Annotated in this window: 19 protein-coding genes; 11 read left to right on the top strand and 8 right to left on the bottom strand. The window is 61.8% G+C overall.

All coding sequences use genetic code 11. The features are described 5' to 3' along the window. The first annotated feature begins 172 nt into the window (after nt 1-172). Together oiaX and NKH05_RS12085 are read left to right on the top strand one after the other, a co-directional pair. On the top strand, nt 173-1435 hold the full coding sequence (gene oiaX, locus NKH05_RS12090) for a 3-oxo-isoapionate-4-phosphate decarboxylase OiaX (RefSeq protein WP_353025442.1): 1263 nt from the start codon (nt 173-175) through the stop codon (nt 1433-1435). Between the two features lie 4 nt (nt 1436-1439). Beyond that, a complete protein-coding gene (locus NKH05_RS12085) occupies nt 1440-2774 on the top strand; it encodes a four-carbon acid sugar kinase family protein (protein ID WP_352845622.1) in 1335 nt (444 codons plus the stop codon). Between the two features lie 92 nt (nt 2775-2866). Here the strand turns inward: NKH05_RS12085 and NKH05_RS12080 are convergent, their stop codons facing one another. Further along, on the bottom strand, nt 2867-3295 hold the full coding sequence (locus NKH05_RS12080; RefSeq protein WP_352482004.1) for a hypothetical protein: 429 nt from the start codon (nt 3293-3295) through the stop codon (nt 2867-2869). A gap of 320 nt (nt 3296-3615) precedes the next feature. Here NKH05_RS12080 and NKH05_RS12075 point away from each other — a divergent pair, with 320 nt between their 5' ends. From NKH05_RS12075 to NKH05_RS12065, 3 genes are all read left to right on the top strand, one after another. Then, nucleotides 3616-5133, top strand: a complete 1518-nt coding sequence (locus NKH05_RS12075) for a S10 family peptidase (RefSeq protein ID WP_352965025.1) — start codon at nt 3616-3618, stop codon at nt 5131-5133. 147 nt (nt 5134-5280) lie between these two features. Then, nucleotides 5281-6723 (top strand): sensor histidine kinase, encoded by a 1443-nt coding sequence (locus NKH05_RS12070; RefSeq protein ID WP_352482096.1) that lies wholly within the window; start codon nt 5281-5283, stop codon nt 6721-6723. Then, nucleotides 6720-7394, top strand: coding sequence for a LuxR C-terminal-related transcriptional regulator (locus NKH05_RS12065; protein ID WP_023720273.1), 675 nt, complete (start codon nt 6720-6722; stop codon nt 7392-7394). The genes NKH05_RS12070 and NKH05_RS12065 overlap by 4 nt, the downstream gene beginning before the upstream one ends. Before the next feature lie 39 nt (nt 7395-7433). On the opposite strand, the gene NKH05_RS12060 is transcribed toward NKH05_RS12065, so the two are convergent. Next, entirely contained in the window at nt 7434-7886 is a 453-nt protein-coding gene (locus NKH05_RS12060; protein WP_051409701.1) for a hypothetical protein, read from the bottom strand. 907 nt (nt 7887-8793) lie between these two features. Between NKH05_RS12060 and NKH05_RS12055 the strand changes: the two genes are divergently transcribed. The 5 genes from NKH05_RS12055 (at nt 8794) to NKH05_RS12035 (ending at nt 14215) form a co-directional block, all read left to right on the top strand. Further along, the gene (locus tag NKH05_RS12055; protein WP_023720275.1) at nt 8794-9798 is read left to right on the top strand and encodes a LacI family DNA-binding transcriptional regulator; all 1005 of its coding nucleotides are present in this window, start codon (nt 8794-8796) and stop codon (nt 9796-9798) included. A 71-nt stretch (nt 9799-9869) separates the two neighbouring features. Beyond that, nucleotides 9870-11204, top strand: a complete 1335-nt coding sequence (locus tag NKH05_RS12050; RefSeq protein ID WP_023720276.1) for an ABC transporter substrate-binding protein — start codon at nt 9870-9872, stop codon at nt 11202-11204. A gap of 28 nt (nt 11205-11232) precedes the next feature. Next, complete coding sequence (locus NKH05_RS12045; protein WP_031194369.1) at nt 11233-12159, top strand: carbohydrate ABC transporter permease; 927 nt, start codon at nt 11233-11235, stop codon at nt 12157-12159. Continuing rightward, nucleotides 12152-12994, top strand: a complete 843-nt coding sequence (locus NKH05_RS12040) for a carbohydrate ABC transporter permease (RefSeq protein ID WP_023720278.1) — start codon at nt 12152-12154, stop codon at nt 12992-12994. Before NKH05_RS12045 ends, NKH05_RS12040 begins: the two co-directional genes overlap by 8 nt. Before the next feature lie 24 nt (nt 12995-13018). Continuing rightward, a complete protein-coding gene (locus tag NKH05_RS12035; protein ID WP_023720279.1) occupies nt 13019-14215 on the top strand; it encodes a glycoside hydrolase family 172 protein in 1197 nt (398 codons plus the stop codon). A gap of 76 nt (nt 14216-14291) precedes the next feature. Here the strand turns inward: NKH05_RS12035 and NKH05_RS12030 are convergent, their stop codons facing one another. Then, nucleotides 14292-14663, bottom strand: coding sequence for a VOC family protein (locus NKH05_RS12030; protein WP_352494756.1), 372 nt, complete (start codon nt 14661-14663; stop codon nt 14292-14294). Between the two features lie 513 nt (nt 14664-15176). On the opposite strand from NKH05_RS12030, the gene NKH05_RS12025 reads away from it, so the two are divergent. Then, nucleotides 15177-15617, top strand: coding sequence for a DUF2267 domain-containing protein (locus tag NKH05_RS12025; RefSeq protein WP_023720283.1), 441 nt, complete (start codon nt 15177-15179; stop codon nt 15615-15617). Nucleotides 15618-15763: 146 nt separating this feature from the next. Here the strand turns inward: NKH05_RS12025 and NKH05_RS12020 are convergent, their stop codons facing one another. From NKH05_RS12020 to NKH05_RS12000, 5 genes are all read right to left on the bottom strand, one after another. Beyond that, nucleotides 15764-16114 (bottom strand): substrate-binding domain-containing protein, encoded by a 351-nt coding sequence (locus NKH05_RS12020; RefSeq protein WP_352965028.1) that lies wholly within the window; start codon nt 16112-16114, stop codon nt 15764-15766. Then, entirely contained in the window at nt 16086-17330 is a 1245-nt protein-coding gene (locus tag NKH05_RS12015; protein ID WP_353025438.1) for a flavin-containing monooxygenase, read from the bottom strand. The genes NKH05_RS12020 and NKH05_RS12015 overlap by 29 nt, the downstream gene beginning before the upstream one ends. 223 nt (nt 17331-17553) lie before the next feature. Continuing rightward, nucleotides 17554-18366, bottom strand: a complete 813-nt coding sequence (locus NKH05_RS12010) for an SDR family NAD(P)-dependent oxidoreductase (protein ID WP_023720285.1) — start codon at nt 18364-18366, stop codon at nt 17554-17556. Further along, a complete protein-coding gene (locus tag NKH05_RS12005) occupies nt 18363-19364 on the bottom strand; it encodes a sugar phosphate isomerase/epimerase family protein (protein ID WP_352640242.1) in 1002 nt (333 codons plus the stop codon). Before NKH05_RS12005 ends, NKH05_RS12010 begins: the two co-directional genes overlap by 4 nt. A 37-nt stretch (nt 19365-19401) precedes the next feature. Further along, nucleotides 19402-20175, bottom strand: coding sequence for an SDR family NAD(P)-dependent oxidoreductase (locus NKH05_RS12000; protein WP_023720287.1), 774 nt, complete (start codon nt 20173-20175; stop codon nt 19402-19404). Nucleotide 20176 lies beyond the last annotated feature (1 nt).

Raw genomic sequence — 20176 nt, 5'->3', positions numbered from 1 at the left:
ACTCCTTTGACCGGCCCCTATCTAGCATTTCCGGCGTGAATTCCGGAACGCCTGCTGCCGGCTCGCCCGGCCCTGCCCAGCCGGATAGGGCTTGCAAAGCTTATGTACTCATTATACCAGATTTCAAGGGCCAAGGAACCTTTTTCGAACCACCCCGGCAGGCCGCGCGAATATGATTGTTCTCACCTATTGCATCGAAACGCCCGGCAATATCGAGGCGCTGGCGGCCAAGATCGCAAGCGACCAGTCGACCGGAACCTTCGTCGCGCTGGCCGGCGAGACCGAAGAGCTCAAGGCCAGGGTCGCGGCGCGAGTCCTGGCGATACGGCATCTGCCGGATGCGGATCGGCCGTCTGTTCCCGAAACCGGTCCCGAAGCGCGCAATGGCCCGGTCAAGCGCGCCGACGTCGACATCGCGTTTCCGCTAGACGCCATCGGCACCGACTTGTCGGCGTTGATGACCATCGCCATCGGCGGCACTTTTTCGATCAAGGGCCTGTCCGGTATCCGGGTCGTCGACATGAGGCTACCCGAGGAGTACCGGGGCGCGCATCCGGGCCCGCAATTCGGCGTCACGGGCAGCCGCAGGCTGACCGGTGTCGCGGATCGTCCGATCATCGGGACCATCGTCAAGCCGGCGCTGGGGCTCCGCCCGCCCGAGACGGCCGCAATGGTGCAAGAGCTGATTGCCGCCGGCGTCGATTTCATCAAGGACGACGAGAAGCTGATGAGCCCGGCCTATTCACCGCTGTCGGAGCGGGTGAGGGCAATCATGCCGCTGATCCTCGACCACGAGCAGAAGACCGGCAAGAAGGTCATGTATGCCTTCGGCATCTCACATGCCGATCCCGACGAGATGATGCGAAACCACGACCTGGTGGCAAACGCCGGCGGCAATTGCGCCGTGGTCAACATCAATTCGATCGGTTTCGGCGGCATGGCTTACCTTCGAAAACGCTCCAGCCTTGTGCTCCATGCCCACCGCAATGGCTGGGACATTCTCACCCGCCATCCCGGCCTCGGCATGGATTTCAAGGTCTGGCAGCAGTTCTGGCGCCTGCTCGGCGTCGACCAGTTCCAGATCAACGGCATCGCCTCGAAATACTGGGAACCCGACTGGTCCTTCGTCGAATCCTTCAAGGCGGTGACCACGCCGATCTTTTCGCCGGCCGATTGCGCATTGCCGGTCGCCGGCTCCGGCCAGTGGGGCGGGCAGGCGCCTGAAACCTTCCGGCGAACCGGCCGGACGGTCGATCTTCTCTATCTCTGCGGCGGTGGCATCGTCAGCCACCCGGACGGGCCGGGCGCCGGCGTGCGCGCCGTGCAGCAGGCCTGGAAGGCGGCGGTCCAAGACATCCCGTTGGCGGATTATGCCTTGAGCCATGTCGAGTTGGCGCGGTCGATCGAGAAGTTCGGCGACGGCAAGGCGGCCTGACGCCATGCAAAACCTGCTTCTGAGTTATTATGGCGACGACCTGACCGGCTCGACCGACGTCATGGAAGCGCTCGAGCTCGGCGGCGTGCCGACCGTGCTGTTCATGCGCCAGCCGGACGAGGCGCTGCTTTCGCAGTTTGCGCATTGCCGCGCCATCGGTCTGGCGGGCACCAGCCGCAGCGAGACGCCGCAGTGGATGGACACGCATCTGCGAGATGCCTTCGCCTGGCTGAAGACCCTCAACGCCGAGATCTGCCACTACAAGGTCTGCTCGACCTTCGATTCCAGCCCGGCAATCGGCAGCATCGGCCGGGCGATCGAGATCGGCCGCTCGGTTTTCCGGCAAGGCGGCGTGCCGCTGGTGGTCGGCGCGCCGCAGCTGAAGCGCTACACCGCCTTCGGTCATCTCTTCGCGGCCTACCGCGACAAATATTTCCGTATCGATCGCCATCCCGTGATGAGCCGCCATCCGACCACGCCGATGGACGAATCCGACCTGCTGATCCATCTGTCGCGCCAGACAGACCTCAGCTCGGGGCTGGTCGACCTGGCGACGCTGCAATCGGCGTCGCGGTCGGAAGCATTCGACCGGCTTGTGGAGAATGGCACAGACATCGTGCTCTTCGATGCCGACAGCCTGGAAACCCAGGCGCTTGCCGGCAAGGAGATATGGCGCGCTCGCAGGCCGGGCGGTTATTTCGTCGTCGGCTCTTCAGGCATCGAATATGCCTTGCTGGCCGAATGGGCATCGAACCGGATCGTGGATGCCAAACTCGCGTTTTCGCCGCCGGGCGCTGCCGACAGGATCGCCGTGGTCTCGGGGAGCTGCTCGCCGACGACGGAACGGCAGATCCGGCATGCTCTAGCCGATGGCTTCGACGGGATCGAGATCGACCCGGTCGAACTGGTTTCTGAGGCTTCGAACGACGCTATTGCGCGCGCGGTTGCAACCGGCCGCTCCAGCTTGAAGGCCGGGCGCAGCGTCATCCTCTACACCGCGCTCGGACCGGCGGCCGACCGCGGTGCTGAAATCGATCTCCGGGAAGGCGCCCGCCATAAGCTTGGCCGCGGCCTTGGCGAGCTTCTCCGCGAATTGACGCTTCAAGAGAAGCTACTGCGCGTGGTCATCGCCGGCGGCGATACGTCGAGCCACGCACTTGGCCAGATAGGCGTCGATGCGCTGACGGTGCGAATGCCGCTGCCGGCATCGCCGGGCTCGCCGCTTTGTCTCGCGCATTCGCGCATCGAGGCGATTGACGGGCTGGAAATTGCCCTCAAGGGCGGACAGGTCGGAACCGACCGCTATTTCTGCGCCATTCGTGATGGGATCGGCGCTTGAGAGCAGAAATTTAGGTACGTCGTTGGTGCTCAAATCGAGATCCGGCAGCATCCATTAGCCGGCAAATCAATCAGAGGCGTGTCTGATCCCGGTTACCGCGTGCGACCCATCGCCTTGACTGGATGGCGCTGACGGGCATAGGCGACACAGGCGTCCACCGTGCTGACACAGAGTCCGTCGCGGTTGTTCGGCAGGTTGTTGTCGCCGGCGTAGGCGACCTCGGCAACATGGCCGTCAACCATTCGAATTTGCGTATTGCAATAGCCGCCGGGGGCGACGTTGACGGAACCTCCGAGCGCCGGGACGGGGCCAATGGCCACGGTCGGAACCACAATGTTGAGATTGCCGCGTTGAACGACGCGCTGATAGGTCCAGATCTGGCCGGATCTGCCAACATCGGCGGTGGCTGTCGGAAAGCCGGCACACATTCGAACATCCGCTTCGCTAAGGCCGACCATCTCCTTGCGGGCTGCTGCCGCCGTGGCGTCCTCCTTCGCAGTGCTCGACGTGTCGTCGGGCATGACGCAGGAGGACAGGATGGCGGCGCTTACGGATAGAACGAGAAGGGCAAGCTTTCGTGTGTGGAAAGATGTCATACCAACTTCGGATTGCATGGGAGCCCCGAATGCCAACCTAGGAAGTGAGCCAGTCGAGTCAACCGGCAGAAATTCACGAAGTCGTTTGGTGCGCCACCGCCGCGCATCTGCTGCAAGGGGTTGACGCTGCTGCCATGACCCTCGCACCCTGTCTTCCGCCTGGACGCCGAGTACTGGCGCACGGTGCTGTGACTTTGGTTCGGCCGACGGTGTGCTAGTTTCCAGCCAATTGCTCCGGAGACGTCATGCTTATCAAGCTGCAAGAAATCGCCCTCGCTCTTCTGCTGTTGGCCGCCGGCGCTGGGGCCAGTCATGCGGAGGCGGCCCAGCGGCCGCCGCCCACAGGCGGGGTTCTCTCGCTCCTGCCGCCGCCGCAGACTTCCGATCATTCGATCGTCATCGCCGGACGCACGCTCGATTACGAGGCCAAGGCCGGCACGCTGTCATTGCCGTCCGGCAAAGGCGATATCACCGCCGAGATTTTCTATGTCGCCTATGCACTGCATCCCGGAAAAGAAACGGGACCGGATCGGCGGCGTCCGATCACCTTCGTGTTTAATGGCGGTCCGGGAGCAGCTTCCGCCTATCTGCACCTCGGCGCGCTCGGTCCGCGGGTCCTGGCGACGGCGGCCGATGGAAGTTTCCTGCCGCCGCCACAGAGGCTGTTCGATAACCCCGACACTTGGCTCGACATGACCGACTTGGTCTTTGTGGACCCTGTCGGAACCGGTTACAGCCGTGAAGCGCCCGGCACGGAGGCACACAGCTTCTGGGGCGTCAGTCAGGACGCCGCGTCGATAGGCGCGTTCATCCGGCTCTATCTGGCGCAGACCAACCGCACGGCATCGCCGGTGTTTCTTGCCGGCGAAAGCTATGGCGGGTTTCGGGCGGCATTGCTCGCCAGGAAGCTTCAGGAAGACATCGGCATCAGCCCGAGCGGCGTCGTGCTGATTTCGCCGGCGCTCGAATTCACGCTGGTGCGCCCGGACGAGTTCCAGCCGCTCCACTGGGCGCTGGAACTGCCGTCGCTGGCGGCAGTGCGCCTGCACAGCGAAGGCGTTTCCGGCCCGGCTCTGCAGGAGCGGCTGGCAGAAGTCGAACGCTATGCGCTCGGCGATTATCTGGCCGCGCTAGCCGGTGGACTGGAGCAAGGTGGACGGCTGGCGAGCCAGCGTGTCGCCGAAATCACCGGTCTGCCGCTCAACCTTGTCCAGCGGCACTTTGCACGCATTCCCATAGGGCTCTTTGCCAAGGAGTTTGCACGGGCAAAGGGCAATGTTCTCAGCGCCTATGACGGCAACATCGCGACGGCGGACGTGGCGCCAGAGAGCCTTGGAGTCGAGGGTCCCGATCCGGTGCTCGACCGAAGCGTGCCGGCGCTCACCTCTGCTTTCGTCGGCTACGTGCGTGATGAATTGAACTTCCGTACGGATATCAGCTATCGGCTTCTCAACCGCGAAGTTAGCGGCAATTGGGACTATGGAACGAGCCCGACGCGTCAGGGCTATGCGGGTGTCATGGACGACCTTCAGCAGGCGCGCACGCTGAACCCCAATCTCGGCGTGCTGATCGTCAACGGCTACAGCGACCTGGTGACGCCGTACATGGGCTCGCGCTACCTGCTTGGTCAAATTCCTTCACTTGCCGGCGCAAAGCCCATTCGCGCCGAGGTGCTGGAAGGCGGGCACATGATGTATCTGAGGCCGGATGGACGGGCGGCACTGAAGCAGGCCGCGTCCGAGCTTTACCGAACGACGCAATGAGACAGTTGCGCAAAAAAGCGCCGGATGCGCTGTTCGCCCTCTCATCAGGCCCTAGTTCCATCGCAATTGATCGGTTACACACCAAGGATGGCGTCTTTTAGCGACGTTCGACAGCAAATTAGCCGGTTCTCCAGAATCGCGCCACTGATGCGGCGTGTTGCCGAGCGGGCCACTCGGAACACTAGGCCACACTGGGTGACAAGCCTTGTCGGCCGCTGGAACGCGTTGTCGCTGGCCACGCAGTTCCTGCTCGCGGGTGGTCTATTCTCCCTGTCGGCCATGGTGGTGGTGGGGATTTCAGTCACGAGCCACATAGAAGCCGTGGTCACGCAGAATTCGGCATCCGCTACGGCTCTTTACGTGGACAGCGTTATCGCGCCGCTGCTTCCGGATATGCGCAAGAGCGAAGTCCTCGACGAGAGCGTCGCCCACGCGCTCGATGAAACGCTGGGACAAGGGGCACTCGGCACAAGGCTCGAATCCTTCAAGCTCTGGCGTCGCGACGGAACCATCCTGTATTCGACCGACAAGACATTGATCGGCAAGCGCTTTGAACCCAGCGGCAATCTCCGCGCGGCGTTTGCAGGCCAAATGGTTTCGGAGTTCGACAAGCTCGACGATCCGGACAGCGAGGCCGAAAGAGCCAGCGGCTTGCATCTCCTCGAGATCTACAACCCGGTGCTGCAGCCATGGTCGGGGGAAGTGGTGGCCGTTTCGGAATTCTACGAGGTCGCCACTGATTTCGAAAGAAACCTGCATCAGGCACTTATTCGAACCTGGCTGGACGTTGCCGCCGTCACAACGGCCTTCTTTCTCGGGCTGTCGGCAATCGTGTTCCGTGGCAGCCGCACGATCAGTTCGCAGAGCCGCTCGTTGAAGCAGCGCATTGCTGAACTCTCCGACCTGCTTGCTCAAAACAGACTGTTGAGGCTGAAGGTGCAGCGTGCCTCGCAGCGCGCCACCGCACTCAACGAACGCTATCTCAGGCGCATCGGTGCGGACTTGCACGATGGGCCCGCGCAACTGGTTGCTCTCGCAGCGCTGGGGATCGACAGCCCCGTCATTGCCGATCCCGCTACGCCGTCAGCCGAACGTGCACAGGAATTGCTAGCCGTCAAAGCACATCTGGACGAAGCCATGCGCGAGATCAGGAGTATCAGCAAGGGCCTTGTCCTGCCGCATATCGAGCATGCCGAGTTGGCCGAAATTCTCGAGCTTGCCGTGCAAGCGCACGAAGAACGAACCGGAGCCAAAGTGGCGCTATCGATGACCGGCGGCCATGCGACGTTGTCGCCGGCGGCCAAGATCTGCATCTTCCGCTTCGTCCAGGAGGCGCTGAACAATGGATTTCGCCATGCCGGAGGTGAAGGTCAGTCGGTCGAGAAACATTTCGACGGCGAGCGCGTTTGTATCGAAGTGTCCGACGCCGGCCCTGGCTTTGACCCACAAATCGTGCGTCCCGAGAGGCTGGGGCTCGTTGGGCTGCGCGAGCGGGTGGAAAGCCTCGGGGGCCAGTTTACCGTGACTTCCTCACAAAGTGGCACGATCGTGAAAATGGCTCTCAACATCGTTGAAATGGGGCAGACATGACCGCAGCCATCAAGCTTGCCATCGTCGACGACCACCCTCTGTTCAGGGAAGGCGTTGTGCGCACGCTCGATCAGATCGGCGGATTCGAGATAGTCGGTGAAGGAAGCAGCAGAGATGACGCCCTGCGGATAATCGAAGACCAGCGGCCCGACATTCTGCTGATGGACATCTCGGTTCCCGGAGGTGGCCTTGGTGTGATCGGACCGGCCCTGGAGCGGCAGCCGGCATTGAAAATCGTGATGCTGACCGTTTCGGAAGAAAACCAGCACGTGATGACCGCGTTGCAGAGCGGGGCAAGGGGCTATGTTTTGAAGGGGGTCGGATCGAGGACGTTGGCTGCGATCCTGCGCACGGTAGCGTCGGGCGAACGATATGTCTGTCCACAATTATCGGCGCGCCTGTTGGCCGATCTGTCGGCTCAATCAAAAGAGCCGGCGAAAGCTGACGGACTTGCCGAACTCACCAGCCGCGAAAGGGAGATCCTGACGCTGGTTGCCGCGGGACTGAGCAACAAGCGGATCGGGCTTCGGCTGAACCTGCATGAGAAAACGATAAAGCACCACATGACGCGAATCCTGGCCAAGCTCAACGTCAGCAACAGGACCGAAGCCGCAATGACGTTGCGCGACGCGACTGAGCGCCGGCATCCGACTGTTCGCGATCATGCTTGAGCCAAAATTGCCGCACAGCGCAGCTATGTGAACTGGCCCTCAGTTGATCATTTCAAGCAATCTGTCCCGATCGGAACGCGTCGCCAGGCGCCGAATGATGGTGCGGCCCTTGGCATCCCGCATTTCATATTGGCCGCTGTCGATGCGTTCGCTGAGGCCGTTCGAATGCACCACGCCAATGCTCGGCCCACGCACCTCGACCCGGTCTCCTGTGGTCGCGTTGACAAAGAGTTTTGGCTTGCTGTCGGGGTTTACCGCAGGGGCGGGATCAGGGGGATTGTCGTCCTGCGACTTTGCTTTGCCCTTGCCGGCTCCAGCGTTCGAGTTTGAATTGCCGGAGTTTCCACCCGAATTGCCTGAATTCCCGTTCCCGTTTCCGCCATTGCCGTTGCCGTTCCCGCCGTCTTTGGCACAGGCGGCCTGCGGGCCGAGCGTCGGCGACGGTCCGTCGAACATGACGCGATACGGGCCTACGACGAGAATGAAGGTCAACACGATTACGGAAATACCGACACGACGTCCTCGTGAAGATCTGGTCCTTCGTCTCCGGGTCGTCATCAATGAACTTGCCAGTCGCATGTCGTAAATCCCCTTAATCATACGGACCTGTCGTGCTGCCTCCTGTTCGACTTCGTGTCATGCTTAAAACAATGGTTTGTATCCGGGACGTCAAGACCCACCAGTCCCACGATGGTAACTGGTGGGTCTCGCTGGCGCAGGAAGGGACTATTTACTGCGCAAGTCTTTTGCCTTCCGTTGGTTGCGTCTCTCGGTGATAGCGCCGACTTCCCACCGTCAGCCAACAATAAATCCAATGGCCGCGATCCCGAAACACAGGCCAAACAACGGAAAAAGCAGCCAACGTGCCTGATGAATGCTCGGGTCCATAGCGGCCTCCTGTACCAGTCGGCATCGCAACGGGGTTCTTTGGAACTCAGTTCCTGAAACTCTCGCATTTCGGGCTTTTGCGATAGCAGCCTCGGACCAAAGTTTGGCCGTGCAGGTCCTTGGTCGACAGTCTTACAGACTGAAGTCCCTATGCCAGGAGCAATGGACCCCGCCTTGCATTCGGCAACCTTTGTATCCGACTGGCAGCTGCGATCCACCGCTCCCTTCGAATGCTTTGCGTTCCTGGCACTATGGCAACAGCGACGTTGGTCCACTGCCATGTCGTTGAAACGTCACCAATACAGACCCATATGAAAGTTGCGTCGGACGTCTCCTCCCATTGCGTCCGGCGCGTTCCCCTCTGGAGGTTACAGACCTTCACGCTTGGCCGGGCTTAACAGTCCGGCTTTTTCTTTGGTCATTTGTGCAGCAATCCGCCGGACGACTCCAATCTGCGAGGCGTCAGTAAAATCGATTTGCAAATGCATTCATGTGCTCATAACCTGTCACTATGAGCACGATTTCCAAAGTTGCCACGCGAGCGGGCGTGTCGCGCACGACAGTGTCGCATGTCATCAACCATGCGGACCGGGTATCGAAACCGCTGCGTGAGCGCGTACAAGCGGCGATCGACGAACTCGGTTATACGCCTAACCCGCAGGCGCAGAGCCTGCGCACCGGCCGCACCAACATCATCGCGATGCTGATCCCCGACATCCGCAACCCGTTCTACCCGGAGCTGGTGAAGACGGCGCAGTCGACGCTCGAAGTGGTCGGCCTCGACATGCTGATCTTCAACACCGACGTACCGGGCGGACATTCACAGGATCACGGCCGCGAGTATTTGCGCCAGATCGGGCGCAAGCGGGTCGACGGCGTCATCGTTGCCGACTTCGCGCTGCACGGCATGCACAGCGAGCTGCTCAACCTCGATCTGCCCGCCGTCTTCATCGGCAATCTCCCCAATCAAGCCGTCGACAGCGTCCAGCTGGACGATTTCGGCGGCGGCTATCTGATGGGCGAGTATCTGGCGAAGAGGGGCCATCGCCGCGTCGCCCATGTCACCGGGCCATCCTTTTTCAAGGAGGCGATGGCGCGTGCCGCGGGCTTCGAGAAAGGGCTTGCCGACAATGGCGTGCCAATCGCCGCCGATCTTCGGTTCGAGGGAAGCTATCTTGCCCCGTCAGGACGGGAGGCGGTCGCTTGGCTCCTGGACAAGCACGGCGGAAACCTGCCGTCGGCGATGTTCTTCGCCAATTATCTGATGGCCTCCGGTGCGCTGACTGAATTCTACGACCATGCGATTAATATCCCTCAGGATATCGCCATCGCGGTCTTCGATGACCTGCCTCAGCTGGAATATGTCAGGCCGAAGCTGACCCGTGTCGGCAACAGCCCGACAATGCTCGCCAAGCGCGCCACGGAAATGCTGCTCGAGCGCCTGGGCGGCAAAGTCGAGGGCGCGCCGCGCACCGAAGTGATCCCATGCGCGTTGAGCCCATCCGACAGCGCATGACGTCAAATGCCGGCAGAGGGAACGGAGGTCCTTCGCCAACGTTCGACCGAACAACACCCAGGGAGGAAATGATGACTGACAAAACGACCCTCAACCGCCGTCGGCTGATCCAGGGCGGCGCCACTTTCGCCGCCGCCGGCCTTACAGGCTTCCCGTTCATCAATAGGATGGCCTTGCGCGCTCAGGAAGCGCCGCTGAAATTCTGGCAGTTCTATGCGCCGGGCGGAGACGTGAAGCCACAGGTCCAGTGGTTCGAAAAGCTGGTGGCCGACTGGAACGACGGCCACGACCAGAAGGTCGAGCTCGAATATGTCGTCAACAGCGAATACATCTCCGGCTCCAAGCTGGCGACGGCCTTCGCGTCGGGCGAGGGCCCCGACATCTTCCTCATCAGCCCCGGCGATTTCCTGCGTTATTACAATGGCGGCGTACTGGCCGACCTGACGCCGCATATCGAGGATGCCGCGAAAGCCGATTTCCCGGAAAGCGTCATCGCCAACCGCATGGTCGACGGCAAGATCTACGGCGTGCCGATGGAGGTCGAGCCGATGGCCTTCTATTATTCGGTCAAAGCGTTCGAGGAAGCAAAGCTCAACGAAAACGACGTGCCGAAGACCTGGGACGAGTTGTTGGCGGTTGCCAAGAAGCTGACGACGCCCAACCGTTATGGCGTGCTGTTCGAAACGACGCCTGGCTATTACCAGAACTTCACCTGGTATCCGTTTCTGTGGCAGGGCGGCGGCGAATTCCAGGGTAAGGACGGCAAGAGCGCCTTCGATTCGGCGGCCACGGTCCAGGCGCTTAAACTCTGGCAGGATGCTATCAATACCGGTGTGGCGCCGCGTCAGGTGGTCGGCGGCGGCTTCGACATCGTCGCCAATCTCGGGGCAGGGCTGTGCGCCATGCAGAGCTGCGGCATCTGGGGCATTTCGGCGATGGACAACAACGCCAAGGACGTGCCCTACGGCATCTTCAAATTGCCGACACCTGCCAATGGCAAATATGTCACCGTCGGCGGTGGCTGGGCCTTCGTCGCCAATGCCGGGGGCAAGAACCCGGATGCTTCCGCCCAGTTCTGCGCCTGGGCGCTGGCCTCGATGGATCAGGGATCGATCGACCGGGTCGTCAACTGGTGCACGGTCGCCAAAAGCGACATGCCGCCGCGCAACAGCGCACTGAAGGCCGGCGCCGATGTCTTCAGCACGGGTAAGTTCGGCACCTTCGCCAAGGAAATCCACCCGGGAACGCGTGCCGAACCGCGGGTTCCGCCTGAAGCCTACAAGATCATCTCGGATGCCATCCAGTCGGCACAGCTTGGCGGGGTCGATGCCCAGCAGGCCGCGACGGCAGCCAGTCAGCAACTCGACGCGTTCCTCGCTTCCTATTCCGGCGCGCCGATCCTTTAGGTCCCCTTCCAGCATGCACGCAGACGAGATGAAATCGCCGGCCGCGGGCGCCAAATCCGCTCGCGGCCTTACCGCCAAGCAAAGGGAACGCTACGCCGCATGGCTGTTCGTCCTGCCCGATGCGCTCGGACTGCTGGTGTTCGTCGGCGTGCCGATGCTGCTGTCGCTCGCCGTCGGGTTTTTCGAGGTCAACGGCTTCGGCGGCTATAGATTCGTCGGGCTCGGCAATTATCGGCGCATGTGGAGCGATCCGCTGTTCTGGTCGTCGGTGAAGGTGACCGTGGCCTATGCCGTCATGCTGGTGCCGGCGCTCTACGCCGCCGGGCTGGGGCTGGCGCTTCTGGTGCAGAAGACCAACCGCTTCAACGCGGTCATGCGCTCGATGTTCTTTGCGCCGCAGATGGTCAGCCTGGTCGTCGTGGCGCTCGTCTGGCAACTCATGCTGGTCGAGAAGGTCGGCATCGTCAGCCGGCTGGCGCCGCTCGTCGGCCTCAGCGGAATTTCGCTGCTCGGCGATCCAAATCTGGCGCTGTTCACGCTGGTGCTGGTCAGCGTCTGGTTCCTGATGGGCTTTTACATGCTGATCTTCCTCGGCGGGCTCCAGGACATCCCGGCAGAGTATTACGAGGCCGCAAAGATCGACGGCGCCGGGCCGGTGACAAGCTTTTGGTACATTACCTTGCCCTTGCTCAAACCGACCAGCTTCTTCGTCCTCCTGGTCTCGCTGGTCGCGGCTGTCGCCGGCGGCCAGGTCTTCGACCTGATCTATGTGATGACCAAGGGCGGGCCCGTCAATTCGACCTCGGTGCTGATCATCTACATCTACAAGCAGGCGTTCCAGTTCGGCGCCTTCGGCTATGCATCGGCAATGGCATCGCTGCTGGTGCTGGCGCTGATGCTGGTCACGGTGTTCTTCTTCCTGCTGACGCGCGGCGGACGTTTCGAGCATGACTGACAGCCGAACTCCTTCCACGCGTTCGCAGATACGAGCGGCGAGGCTTGCCTGGATGCTGGCGACCGCGGCGCTTGGCCTGATGACGGTGTTCCCGCTTGTCTGGATGCTGGTCATCTCGCTCAAGCCGGCGAGCGACGTCTTCACGCCGAGCCTCATTCCGGAACAGCCGACGCTCGGCAATTTCCTCTATGTGCTGACCGAGGTGCCGTTCCTGCGCTACCTTTTCAACTCGTTCTTCGTGTCGGCGACGGTGACCGTCGCTGCGCTGTTCTTCCATTCGATGGCCGGCTATTCGCTCGCACGGCTGCGTTTTCCGGGCCGCGACATCCTGTTCCTCGCCATGTTCTCGACGTTCCTGGTGTCGCTACCGGTGATCATCGTGCCGCTGTTCATTTTGACGCGGACGCTGCACATGCTGGACAGCTATGCCGGGCTGATCATTCCGGCGATCTTCAACGCATTCGGCATCTTCCTGCTCAGGCAATACTACCTGTCGCTGCCGAGGGAGCTGGAAGAAGCGGCGATCATGGATGGCGCCAGCTATTGGCGCATCTATTGGAGCATCATCCTGCCGCTCAGCCGGCCGATCCTGTCGGCGTTGGCGATCCTGTTCTTTCTCGCCAACTGGAACGCTTTCCTGTGGCCGTTGACGATCACATCGGACCTCAACCTCTGGGTGGTGCAGGTTGCCATCGCAAACTTCAAGAGCCAGTACGCCGCCGCCTGGAATTATGTCATGGCCGCCTCGACCATCGTCGCCGTGCCGATGCTGGTCCTCTTCGTGATCTTCCAGCGCCAGATCATGGAATCCATCAAGACAAGCGGCCTGAAATAACCGCTGAAGCAAGAGGAGAAACACATGGATAATGCCGGCCTGTCGCCGCTTCGCGGGCTCGCCAAATTGCGCGATGCCAAAACCCGCCGGTTCTCAAGCTACGACCGCACCGGCGGCAATGACGACCGGCTGCATATTGAACCTGGCCAGACGCTGGTGATTGCCGAGCATTATGGTGCCGGCATCATCACGCATATCTGGGCGACGCTCGCCTGCAAGAGCGAGGACTTCCTGCGCAAGATCGTATTGCGCGCCTATTGGGATGGTGAAGAACATCCGAGCATCGAAACACCGATCGGCGATTTCTTCGGCATGGGCCATGCCCGCACCCGCAATTTTGCCAGCCTGCCGGTGCAGGCAAGTCCAGAGGATGGCAAGGCCTTCAACTGCTATTTTCCGATGCCGTTTGCCAGCCATATGCGCTTCACCGTCACCAATGAAGCTGAGGACGACCTGCTTTTCTATTACTATGTCGATCTCGAACTGCATGAGGAACTCGAGGAAGGCCTGGGCCGCTTCCACGCCCAATACAGGCAGCAGCGACCCGATGGCATCGACGAGACGGGGCTGGCCAACGAGCAGGTCCTGTTTGGCGGGGAAAATACCGACGGGAACGGCAACTACACCATCCTGGAGGCGGAGGGTCACGGCCACTATGTCGGCCTGCTCTATTCGGTCTATTCGCGGCGCCGTTCCCCTCTATGGGACTGGTATGGCGAGGGCGACGACATGATCTTCGTCGATGGCGAGCCGGGCATTTCCGTGCCGGATGCGGTGCGCAAGCCCGATCCGCGTATCGGCCCGAAGGCCGAACTGGTCGGCGATCGTGGCGAGACCAGCCCCGGCGCCAACGACGCATGGCCGCCGACGCTGCACGGCACCGGCACGGAAGATTATTTCAATACGGCATGGTGCCCGACACAGGACTACAGTGCGTCCTATCACGGCATCATCGCCGCCGGCGGGCCGAACTGGACCGAGCCGGTTACGCTCTATCGCTGGCACATAGAAGACCCGGTCATCTTTCACAAACGCATCCGGGTGACCATCGAGCACGGTCACGCCAATCGCCGCTCTGACGACATCTCGTCGGTCGCTTTCTGGTATCAGGCGGAACCGCACAAGCCGTTCGAAGAGCTTGCCGATGTCGAGAACCGCATCCCCACCTTTCGCGCGCCTTATCACAATTGGAACGCCGCCTTCGACGAGAAGAGGCGTTAGGCCGGGATGCGTTCGAGTTGAAGCGTGCATCCCGCGCTATCTGCGTCGGGGCGCGACCCTGCCGTAGCGCGCCGCCTCAGCTGCGAGGTGGAAGTTGCTGGACAGACCAGGTGTTGCCGTCGGGATCCTCAAAGAAGACAAATCTGCCCCAGGGAAAATCCTTGATATCGCTGACCACGATACCTTGAGCTGCCAGGTGCCGGTGTGCCTCATCAATATCGGGCACGACCAGTTGCAGGCCTCTTATGGATCCCGGGGGGCTGTCGACGAGGCCCTTGCCCATGGCAATCGAACAGGCCGAACCGGGCGGCGTCAATTGCACGAAACGTATCTCGTCGCTTACGGTGTGGTCGTGATCGAGATGAAAGCCGACCTTGCCGACATAAAAGGCGATTGCTCTATCGACATCCGATACGGGGACCGGGACCAGTTCCAGCTTCCAATCCATGACAGGCCTTTCGCAGCTTGATCGGCAAGTGGTGCCGAACACCGTGGACGACATCCGCCATCTTCCCAATGCCATTGTCGGCGCGGGCCGCTCATTCAGTCAAGAGATGTCCGGCAAGAGATATCCGGTTCGGGCAACGTGAGGACTGGTCTCATTGCCGGCCTAGACGGCGAGGCGTTCGGAACCGATGAGCGCAAGCCCAGTTAGGGGGACAAAGACGCATTTCGGATCAGCAGAGACGGCTTTCATGATCGGAACGCAGATGGCCGGATACGACCATGGGAAGGTTGCGCGCGCCGTTGACGTTCGAAGAGCTGCGCGCCTCGAGACGGCGCTCACCGAAGCTGGCGAAGCTCGTCGGCAGCGAAGCCGAAGCGCCAAGAGCAGACCTGACGCAAAGAGGCTCTCCGACCTAAACCGGCTTCCATCGCTTTGCCAGGCTATTTTCACAGGACCACGAAACAATTGTCTCCGGTCGCCGTTTCGCCCGCAGAACCTTTCGAGGAGGCGACGATGAGCACAACCGGCTTGGACGTTTTTGACAAAACGCTGCAACTAACAAACATCTGGCTCGACGAGATCATGGCGGATCTTGGTCCAGATCGCCACGTCGCCTGGCACACATTGGGCGCCGTTCTGCGAACCCTGCGGGACAGGCTACAGATCGGACTGGCGGCCAAATTGGGAGCCGAACTGCCGCTGCTCGTGCGCGGCGCCTACTATGATCGCTATCGGCCCGCCGACATGCCCGACAAGACACGCTCGCTCGAGGAGTTCCTGCAACACATCGCCGATGAATTGAAATCGACCCGTCCTGTCGATCCCGAGGATGCAGTACGCTCGGTATTTCGCGTGCTTGCACGGCATATCGACCTTGGCCAGTCGGCAAAGGTGCGAGATGCGCTGCCAAAGGAAATCCAGGCGCTCTGGCCTGAAAGCGTAGGCGTCAAATAGCGGCGATCCTGCTCATGCGGACGTGCGACGGACCAACTGCCACGAAACGCTGAAAAGGGTAGGTATTGCGCCCGGTGTTGCCGAAATCAATGAGATCAGATGATCGGCAAAATGGTCGTAGTGGGCCGTTTCAGGACCGATCGTCGTCAATGCCGTATGACGCCCTCGTCGATATTGCCACACCCGATGACCGCTATGTCGCCCGGCACGGAGAGCCCGGCCTCCTCGAATGCGTGCAGGGCGGTCACGGCGGCAAGATCGGATTCGACGAAAAGCGCGGTCGGCCGGTCCATGCGGGCGGCCAGCGCCGTGACATTGGCAAACGCAGCCTTGCGCGCCTCTGCACCGCCGATCACAAGGTCATCTCGCAGCGGAAGGCCGCGTGCTTGCAGGAAGCTGTGATAGGCGGCGTGACGGCTTCCGTTCACCGCTTGGGGGTTTAGAAACCTGCCGACGGTGTCCAGGTCGTCACGAACGCCGCACGATGTGTTCCGCAAGGCGATGGGCCTCCTCGGCAATCGCCAATATTATGCCTGATTTGCGCGTGGAGGCGAAATCCAACCCGGCGAAGTAGATGCCTGGCAGGGCGGCCACGCCATCCTCGTGAACAGGCTGTCCTTCCGGGTCGAGCAGACCGGAAAGCCTCACCCAACTGAAATCGCCCTTGAATCCGGTGCACCACACCACGGTCGTGATGCCGGACTCGGCAGCATCAAGAGAACGGACAGCCGGATTCGGCAGCTGCGCTGCGACAGTCTCCGCTGGGTCGGGTTCCGAAACGGGGGCATCGATTCCGGAGCGGCTGATGTATTCGTCGATATAGCGTTTGACGTTGGCGGCGGCCTCATCCGCAAAACGAACATGCTCTTCGAGATCGTCGGCGAATGACAGACGGCCGTCATCTTCGACGCCTGCGAACCGCCCCAGCAGCACGACACCTTGGGCGCCGAGCCCTTGCAGGCTTATCGTGTGTTCTACCCCAAGCAGACCACGAGGTGGAATGCGCCCCGCAAGTCGAATGATCTCGTCTCGACGCACGTCGAGAAATCCGCTTTCGACGAGCCAGAGCATGATGTCGCGACCTCTGTAGTGCCGCGAGAGCCGCCCGACCCGGCTGGTGGCAAGGAAGACTGTTCGGCCTGCTTCCGCCAGTTCTTCCGCGATCTGGGCACCGGACTGGCCGCTTCCGACCACCAGCACCGCTCCAGCCGGGAGATCAGCGGCGCTGCGATAATCAGAAGCATCGATCTGGCGCAGGCCCGGCGGCAACGCAGCGGCCCAAACTGGGCGCACCGGACAATTCAAGTTGCCGCTGGCGATCACCACGTTGCGTGCCAAAAGTGTTCCGCGCGAGGTGATCAGCCGATAGCCGCCATTCTCGTGCCCGCCGGCGAGCTCGGTCACCACAGTGTCCGGTTCGACCGGCAATTCGTTTCGCCTGGCGAAATCCTCAAGCAGGGCGACGAACTGGTTGCGCGTCAGGGCACCGAACGGATCCGAACCGTCATAGCAGTCGCCGGGCATGACGGTCTGCACGTTGGGCGTATTCATCCGGAAGGAATCCCACCGCTGGGTGCGCCAGGTCTCTCCGATGCGGCCGCGCTCCAATACGGCATGGCGCAAGCCTTGCCGAGCCAGCGAATAGCTGACGCCCAGACCGGCCCAGCCGGCCCCGACTACTACTGCATCAAGGACGTTGGCATTATCCGTCATTTGCCGCGGATCCGGAGGCTAGCGCCGTTGCAGCGCTGTGAGGCGGCACTGGCGCCATCAGCGTAACGCCTCTGCCAACGGACAACCGCCAAACAGCGGCCGATGCTGCCCGAACCCATCCCCTCGATCTGCATGGTTTCGCCCCCGACGCGAGGGCACGATAACAGTTTTATCGGGTCACGGCACGATCAAATACTCATCCGAAACCGGCAATGGTTGCGGCTTAACCTGGAAAGATTGTGAAACCGCCATCGACACGGATTACCTGCCCGTTGATGAAGCGCGCGCGCGGACCGGCGAGGAAGGCCACCGCTTCGGCGATCTCTTCAGGCTCCGCATACCGGTTCAGCGATTTCTTGCTCGAATCCATGCGCTGCGGATCGACCACGCGACTCGCCTGGAACCGTGCCGTCTTGGTGGCGCCAGGGCTTACCGCATTGACGCGTACGCCATCGTCGATCAATTCCTTGGCGAGGCAGCGCGTATAATGGACGACGGCCGCCTTAAGCGTTGAGTAGACCACCTCGGGTGAGCAGCCGATATGCGCTGCCGCCGAGGCGATGTTGATCACCGAGCCCGAGCCCCGCTTGACCATCGGCGGAACGAACGCCTGGCAAACCAACATCGTGCCGATGAGATTGTTCTCGGTTAGAACCTTGATGTCGTCGTAGTCGATGTCGAGTGCGTTGTTGGGACTGGGCTTTACGCCCTTGGCGCCGATGTCGCCGCCGGCGCAGTTGACCAGAATGTGCACGTCGCCGAGGTCCGCCTCGATCTTCCTCTTCATTTCGGCGACAGCTTGCTTGTCGCCTATATTGCCGGTGACCGCGGTCACCCGTGTCCCATGCTTCTCCAAGCCCCGGGCAGAGTCGCCGAGGTCCGCGAATTCACCATATTGAGATGGCCGGGCCCAATCGAGGTCGTGGACCGCGACGTTTGCGCCAAGTTCGGCCAAGCGGTCGGCCATCACGCGGCCGAGGCCGCGTCCCGAGCCGGTGACGAAGGCGGTCAGGCCGCTGAGGTCTCGGGTGGTCATGCTGATCTCTCCATTGCAATGAAACCGAACTTCTTCATATTGGCGGCGCTGCGGCGGATCATGTCGAGCTCATACGAAACGAGCGCGCCGTCATCGTCGCGCTCCCATGGCGTGCGGTAGTCGGCGTCGTCCGCAAGACGGTTCGCGCGCGCAGCACTCAGGCAGGCCGCGAACTCGCGTGCGGTCTTCGGCGCATATCCGTTCCACCAGTCGTCCGTGAGACAGCGAACGTGACGGGCCTCCAGCGCGCCCGGTTCGAGCACCGCCGTCAGCGTGTCGTGGTGCTCGCCAAGGATGGCTGCCAGTTCGCCAAAAGGCACGGCGCCGTCGCCGATCGCGCAGCGGACCAGACGGTAGCCCTCATCCGTGAACTGCACGCGATAGTCCTTGAGGTGAACGTGGCGGACATAGGGTGCGATCCGCTGCGTGAAGGCAAGCGGCGCCTCGCCGACAGGAAAAGTGTTGCCGGTGTCGTAGGTGATGCCGACGCCCGGTCCGCCGAGCTCGCAGAACGCGACCAGTTCGTCGCTGCCGAAGTCCTGATGGTTCTCGATGCCGAGTACCCGGCCCTCGGCCGCCGCACGCGGTCCCCAATCTGTCAACGCAGCGCGGATCGTCGTATTGAACTCACTCCATTTCCGGCCCCAGGCGTTGCGGTCGCCGCACAGGACAGGCGTCAGTGCGATACGGATCGTCGTCGCCTCGAGCAGGCGCGCAGCCCGAAATGCGTTGTCCAGCGGACCTGCCACCAGCAGCCCGCCGCTCACCACGGGGACAATATCGAGCGCACTCATACGCTTGCGCAGCGCGACGATTTCGGCATCCGGCAAGTCGGTCAACCAGGGTTCGTAGATCTCGAGCGTGCGTGCGCCCAGTTCCTGCGCCAGCGCGATGAAGCCTTCGAGTCCCACGCCGTCCGGATTGTGCCGCGGCGTGCCACGGCCCTGCAGTCCGAGATAGTAGGTCAGTCCGTAGGGGTTGAGGCCGAGACGAAGCATCAGCTTGGCGGTTCCAATGGAGGGCGGAGAGGGGTCACTAGCGCAGGCCGGCATCGACGGTGATGGACTGCTTCGTGATCATGCGGCTGTCATCCGCTGCCAGGAAGAGCACGGTCCGTGCAATCTCCTCGCCCAGGAGGACGCGACGGATCAATTGCCGCTGCACCGTCTGGTCGACTGCCTCCTGCGTCTTGAACCACAGCTCGCGCTGCCGCTCGGTCATGACGGCGCCGGGTTCGACTGCATTGACGCGGATGTTGTCGGGTCCGAACGACCGCGCCAACGCACGCGTCAGCGCCACCACAGCCCCTTTGGCGGTGGCGTAGGCCACCATCTGGTCCGCTCCGAAACGCCAGGCAATGGAGGAGAAGTTTATGATCGAGCCGAAGCCGAGTTCCTGCATATGCGGATGCACAGCTTGAGCGGCGAAGAAGTGATGCCGGAGATTGATGTCGAAGCTGCGGTCCCAATATTCGGCCGTCACTGCGTCGATGGGATGGCGCTGATCATTGGCAGCGTTATTCACCAGGACGGCGACCGGACCAAGCCGCGCGCGCACGCCTTCTACCGACGCCTTTAACGCATCGACGTCGGTCACGTCGCAATGGAGATATAAGGGAGCCCGCCCGGCGGCACCGCCGAGCTCGCGCAGCAACGCCTCCGCTGGTTCGTCCTGCACATCGAGAAAGGCTACCCGGGCGCCATTCGAGGCGAAGGCGCGGACCATATCGGCGCCGATGCCGGAGGCGCCGCCGGAGATCAGCACGACCCGATCGGCCAAGCTCGGATAGGTTGCGAATTGTACGGACATC

The sequence above is a fragment of the Mesorhizobium sp. M1399 genome (genome assembly GCF_040317735.1).
Taxonomy (GTDB): domain Bacteria; phylum Pseudomonadota; class Alphaproteobacteria; order Rhizobiales; family Rhizobiaceae; genus Mesorhizobium.
This window is presented reverse-complemented; position numbering and strand designations above follow the sequence as displayed.